Below are 5,754 nucleotides of genomic sequence, written 5' to 3' on the forward strand. Positions count from 1 at the left end.
CCCCCTGCACGCACACCCCGCCCTGCCCCACCGCCGACAGCCCCGACCGGGAGGCCGCGCAGACCGTGGCCGGCCACCCCGAGCAGGGCTGGTCGCTGCTGTGCAACGGCGTCCTGCTCTTCGAGGACACCGGCGAGCTGCTCCCCGGCGGGCAGATCATCGCCCCGCACCGGCCCACCGACACCGCGACCACCGCCGGCGACGACCTGTTCGTCCGCTACATGCAGGCGTTCCAGGCCGCCACCGAGCACATGAACACCTGCCCGGCCTGCCAGGCCGACGTGCCCTGCACCGACGGCGACCTGTTCGCCGACCGGCTGGAGGACCTCCAGGACCAGCACACCGCCCGCCAGAAGGCGGGCCTCGCGGCCGTCTGACCCGGCCACCACCCGCTCACGGCCCTCGGGCCGGCCACACACCTACGGAGGTGTTCGCCTTGTCCATGCTCGACACCACGACCGCTCCGGCCCCCGGCGCCGCGGCGGATCTCACGCAGACCGGGATGAACGACCCGGGTATCCCGCCCGGCACGGGACAGCCGGCCGACGCGCCGGACACCCAGCAGCCCAAGAGCGGCCTCGGGTTCAGCCCCGGTGACTGGACGCTGGCCGCGATCGGCGGCCTGCTCGCCGCAGGCGTCTCCGGCATCGGCCTGGCCAGCTCCTACCGTGCGCTGGAACGCAAGGCCGCCGCCGCCCCCGCCGACGGCGGCTGGGGATGGGAGAGCCCGTGGATGCTGCCGGTCGGACTGGACCTGTCCATCCTCGCGTTCTCCATCATCAACCTGATCCTGATCAAGGCCGACAAGCCGTTGGCCTGGGTCAAGTGGGTCCCCCGCCTGGGAGCGGTGGCCACGATCTACCTCAACTGGCAGTCCGCGGCCGCCGGCCCGAGCCAGTTCGGCCACGCCGCCCTGGTGGCGTTGTGGGTGGTCTTCTCCGAGATCGCCGCGCACCTCTACGCCGCGCACATCGGGGCGGTCAAGGGCCGGGCGCAGATGGAACGGATCCGCTTCATCCGGTGGATCTTCAAGCCGATCAGTAGCTTCCGCGTCAACCGGCTGATGAAGTCGTGGGAGATCACCTCCTACGAGGTTGGCCTGGAGCGGGACCGGCAGCGGATGGTCTACCGCTCGGGTCTGCGCAAGGAGCACGGCCGGCTGTGGCGTTTCAAGGCGAGCGAGGACCAGCTTCAGCCGCTGCGGCTCGCTGCCTACGGGATGACGATCGAGCAGGCGCTCGAAGAGCCGATGCGGCAGGAGGTCGCCGACGAACTTCGGGAGCGCAAGCGTGACCTTCAGCGGGCACGTGCCCGGCTTCAGGGAGTCCAAGCGGAATCCGAAGTCAAGGCCGCCGAACTCGCCGCGCAGGCTGCTCAGATCCGCGCGGCAGGCGACCTGGAGGCCGCGAAGGCGGAGGCCGACGCGCTGGCTTCAGTACGGGTTCAGCAGGCGGAGGCCGCGCTTCAGGTCCAGCGGGCGGAAGCCGAGGCCGAGATCCAGCGCGTCGCGGCGGAAGCCGAGGCGAAGGTCAAGGAGCTGGAGGCCGCCGAACTCGCCCGGCAGGACGAACTGGCCCGCCAGCGGGAAAAGAACCAGCTCACCTGGGAGAGCGAGCGTGCCGAGCTGGTTGCCGCGCAGCGCGAGACCCAGCTCCGCCAAGAGGCCCAGGCCCGCCAGCGCGAGGCCGAAGCGCAGTTGATGGAGAGCGCGGAAGCCGTCGCCGCCCGCCGGCAGATGACGGAGGACGACGCGGCAGCCGCACAGGCCGACAAGGACGCTGCTGAATCCCGTCGCCTCGCGGCTGAAACGGACCTGAAGGCCGGTGAAGCCCGCCGGAAGCTGGTCCAAGCGGAAGCTGACGCGCGGGCGCTGGAGCGGCAGGCCGAGCAGGACAAGGCTGCCGCCGCGCAGGCCCGGGTGAAGGCCGCGCAGGATGAACTGAAGGCGGCCGCGATCGAGGCTGAAGCCCGCCTGAACCCGGTGGAGCGTGACGCCCGCAAGGTCGCCGACCTGATCCGTACCGAGGGCCTGCCCGCGGTCACCCTCTCCCGGATCGAGGCGCTGTTCGGTGTCTCCGGTGCGACCGCGTCCGGTCGGCGCCGGCGCGCCATCCAGATCCTCCAGGAGCAGGGCGAGCTCCCCGCCGAAGTCGCCTGAACCCAGCGCACCAGGTCGGCCGCTCCGCAGGTCCGGCCAGAACATCCGGCACCACCAGTGAAGACCAGCCCAGCCCACGGCATATGGGCTGGCCTGGCCTTCGCTGCGACTGCCGGAAGCAGCCGACAGCACCCCCAGTACACCAGGAGGAATTCCCGCCGTGAACAGCACCAACGACCCGAATCACGCACCTCTGCGCGACGTGGCGCAGAACCCCGAGGCAACCGCCCGGTACCTGGCCGACGTTCAGCGGGTCCTGCTGGACATCGGCAACAACCTGGAGACCCTCGCCCTGGAGACCCGAGTCCACCTGCGCAAGACGCACGTGGAGGGCGACCGCTGGTACCACGCGCGGCTGCGTGCGCGGCCCGTCGAAAAGGCCCTCGGGGACGTGCTGAAGAGCCTCAACAGCCTCACCGAGAGCCTGGAATCGAGCGCTTACAAGCGCCGCGCCCACGACGAGACCGTGGCGAATACCGCCCGCGACCGAAAGGAGAAGGAACTGGAAAAGCAGCGGAAGAACGCCCCGCCGATCCAGGCCGCGCCGCAGAATCAGCCGCAGCAGGGTGCGCAGAGCTCGAATATGGGCTACAGTGCTCCTACGTCGATTTACGACCTGGGTAACAGGGAGTCGGCGTGACGCGCCCCCTCACCAGCGTCGAACGCTCCATTCAAGGGCGGAACGACTGGCTGAAGGAAGAAGAGCGCAAGGCGATCGAAAGCCGCGGCGAGATCGGCCGGATGGAATTCTGGCTCCGCGTGACTCGGTCCCGGATCTCCAAGGACGTCAAAGCCGGACGCAGCGACGTCATTCCCGGATTCACCAGCGTCTGCCGCCTGTTCCAGCTTGCGATGGACAGGCGGGCCGCGGGTGACGGGAGGCTGTGGGACCACCTCATGCAGTACGCGGAGCAGGTCCTGCAGCAGCACGGCCCGCGTAACTGACCGTCACCAACGAAGGCCCCGCCGGGCTCCGGCGGGGCCTCGCGCGCGTAAAGCGTGCACACGTGCACGTGCACGCGCGTGCACACAAGACCCCACCCTGTGTCAACCCCCTGGAGGGAGGTGCACCGTGCCCGATGAGCCCGACGAACCGGACGGGGCCGCCAGCGGAACCCTGGTCCAAGGCCCCTGGCGGGGCGGTGATTCCTCGTACGCGCCACCGCCGATCCCGGATTTCGCGGACACCATTCCGTCGCCGGACGACATTCCGCAGGCTCCGCCGGAGTCTGCGGAAGAGACGACGATGGAACTTCCCCGGATTCCGGCAGCCCCGGACCCGGCGATGGCGCTGCGGTCGGAAGGAATAGCGGATCCGGAAATCGGAGAAGGCGACGGTGAATACGAGGAAGGCGAATACGCCCAATCTCGTTCTCTCGCTGACCGTCTCGGTGACTGGCTGGAATTCCGCCTGGAAAGAGCGAGGGCGCTCCACGAGGGCGAAGGCCCTTTCCGTGAGGCTGAAATAGCGCGGAAGACCGCGCTGCTGGAGTCCCGCACCGCGCAGGAAACCGCGCTGATGGAGCAGAACGGCAAGTTCCACGCCGCGGTGATGAAAGCCCGGAGCGACAGGGCGGCGGCGCGCGGAAAGGCCGACGCCGACCGCATGCGCTCGCCCAGCTCGGGCCTGGGGACGGACAAGGGACGCTCGAAGGCCGGCGGGGGTGGCGGCGGCACCGGGCCGTCGCGCACCAACTCCGGTGGCCTCATGGGGCGTTCCGGCTCCGGACCGGCCGGGGGCGGCCCCAGCGGCAGGGGCGGCACGAAGGCCCCTGAACGCTCCCCTGGCGGCCGCAACACCGGGCCCGGGTTCAACCGGTCACCCGGGGGCGGAAGAGGCGGTCAGACGGGCTCTGGCGGCCCCGGGCGGGGCGGCGGCCTGCGAGGCGACAGCGGCGATCGCGGCCCGGCGTCCAACGCCCGTGCCGAGCGCGCCCGCGGCCGCCAGGACCGTGCCGGCCTCCGCCAGGCCGGACAGCAGGAACGGCGCAACGTCGGGCACGCCGCCGGCGTCGCCGACCGCACCCAGGACCGCGACCAGGCCCGCGCCCACCGGCAGCAGGCGTGGGAGGACCGCCGGGCCAAGAAGGCGGAACGGGACGCGGCGCGGAAGGCGAAGCGGGAAGCCGCGGCAGGCCGGACCACGTTCGGTCAGGCCCTGACGGAGGAAGCCGAACGGCGCTTCGACAAGCGCCGCGCCGACGCGGCCGCCGGCAAGGCCGGCACGCAGAAGGTGAACCTGACCAAAGACAAGGACAAGGGCACCGGCGGCGCGAAGTCCACCAGGGACGGAGCAGCGACCGAAGAGCCGGCCGAGGACGCCAAGACCGGTGACGGGACGTCGGACGACTCGAAGAAGTCGAAGAAGCGCCGCCGGGCCCGGCGGCGCACCGGCCGGGCCCGCCGCACGGGCCGGACCAGGCGCACGAGGCGCCGTCGCAACCGACGCCGTAAGGCCAACAGCCCGTTCGACGCGGAGGAGTCCACCCCGACGGTGGAGTGGCCCGACCACCCCACCCGCCCGGCGGGCACCGACGGCAAGGGCGAGGACGACATCGTCGACGCGGACATCGTCGACCACGGCGACGGACGCAGGGCATGGTCGCCGATGGTCACGCCCGGCGCCCCGGGCCTGCCGCCCGCACCGGAGCCGCACACGAAGCGGCCCGGGACCAGCCGACCCCCCAACCGCCCCCACAACGAAGGGAGCAGCGTGAGCAGCACGCAGGTCAGCAGGCCGTCGGGGCAGGGGCCGTTGGCGTCCCAGCACCGTACGGACATCACCTTCGACGACTACCTGATGGAGATGGCGAACATCGCCATCCAGGCCGCCTCCGACCAGGAGAAGGCCGAAGCCCTCTCCGAGGCCCTGGACAAGGTCGCCGACGCGCTGCGGGACATGGCCACCGACCTGATCGGCGACCACAACGTCACCACGGCCGTCACCGACCTGATCGCGGACCTCGCCGACTCCGCGGCCCGCATGAAGACCCAGTCCGACCGCTGCGCGACCGAGTGCGGCTTGGCCCTGGAGGCCGCCAAGCTCGCCGCGGCGGCCGTCGCCCGCGTCTACGGCCAGGACATGGCTGCCAAGGAGGACGCCGGCCTGCGCTACGCGTCGGCCGCCGCCCACCACGACTGAGCAGGACGGAGCACCTGATGCCCGCACTCGTACCCCGCGCCGGCGCCGGAGCGCCCGCGCCGTCCGATGGCGACAACCGCTACAAGGCCGTCCAGGCCAAGCTCGCCGCGCTCGGACGGGCGCTGGACGACGCCGGCCTGGACCTCGAGGCGCTGCTGCGCAGCGTCCAGGCCAACGCCAAACGCGCCGAGGACACCGCCCGTGACATCGCGAACGCCGGTCTCGACCCGAAGTTCGTGGAGCTGACCAGCAACGTGTCCGTCGCACTCGGTGGCGCCGCGGTGCAGGTCCGCAAGCTGCAGGACACCGCGGCCGAGACCGCCGACCTCACCCACCAGACCCGCGCCACCCACTCCAAGCTCTACGGGGCGCTGGACGACATCCGCTCCAACCGGCGGGAGAAGACCCCCAGGCCGGGGTTCCTCGTCCGCTGACGCCCCACCCCACCCACCAC

The 5,754-nt window shown here is 71.4% G+C and carries 5 protein-coding genes and 1 pseudogene; all 6 read left to right on the forward strand.

Annotation, left to right across the window (positions count from 1 at the left end):
• Positions 1 to 185, forward strand: a pseudogene (locus AC13HU_RS30880) (DUF5999 family protein); the annotation flags it as partial.
• Between the two features lie 257 nt (positions 186 to 442).
• Complete coding sequence (locus AC13HU_RS30885; RefSeq protein WP_483045275.1) at positions 443 to 2,158, forward strand: DUF2637 domain-containing protein; 1,716 nt, start codon at positions 443 to 445, stop codon at positions 2,156 to 2,158.
• Positions 2,159 to 2,318: 160 nt separating this feature from the next.
• On the forward strand, positions 2,319 to 2,798 hold the full coding sequence (locus AC13HU_RS30890) for a hypothetical protein (RefSeq protein WP_483045276.1): 480 nt from the start codon (positions 2,319 to 2,321) through the stop codon (positions 2,796 to 2,798).
• Positions 2,795 to 3,103 (forward strand): hypothetical protein, encoded by a 309-nt coding sequence (locus tag AC13HU_RS30895; protein ID WP_483045277.1) that lies wholly within the window; start codon positions 2,795 to 2,797, stop codon positions 3,101 to 3,103. Before AC13HU_RS30890 ends, AC13HU_RS30895 begins: the two co-directional genes overlap by 4 nt.
• 574 nt (positions 3,104 to 3,677) lie before the next feature.
• Complete coding sequence (locus tag AC13HU_RS30900; protein ID WP_483045278.1) at positions 3,678 to 5,300, forward strand: ATP/GTP-binding protein; 1,623 nt, start codon at positions 3,678 to 3,680, stop codon at positions 5,298 to 5,300.
• Positions 5,301 to 5,317: 17 nt separating this feature from the next.
• Complete coding sequence (locus AC13HU_RS30905) at positions 5,318 to 5,734, forward strand: conjugal transfer protein TraB (protein ID WP_483045279.1); 417 nt, start codon at positions 5,318 to 5,320, stop codon at positions 5,732 to 5,734.
• The last annotated feature ends 20 nt before the right edge of the window (positions 5,735 to 5,754 follow it).

Source organism: Streptomyces sp. NH27, from assembly GCF_056859195.1.

What these genes read in the sequence shown, in the direction of transcription:
- AC13HU_RS30905 (WP_483045279.1), top strand. Translation starts at nt 5,318, where the DNA reads ATGCCCGCACTCGTACCCCGCGCCGGCGCCGGAGCGCCCGCGCCGTCC.
- AC13HU_RS30885 (WP_483045275.1), top strand. Translation starts at nt 443, where the DNA reads ATGCTCGACACCACGACCGCTCCGGCCCCCGGCGCCGCGGCGGATCTC.
- AC13HU_RS30900 (WP_483045278.1), top strand. Translation starts at nt 3,678, where the DNA reads ATGGAGCAGAACGGCAAGTTCCACGCCGCGGTGATGAAAGCCCGGAGC.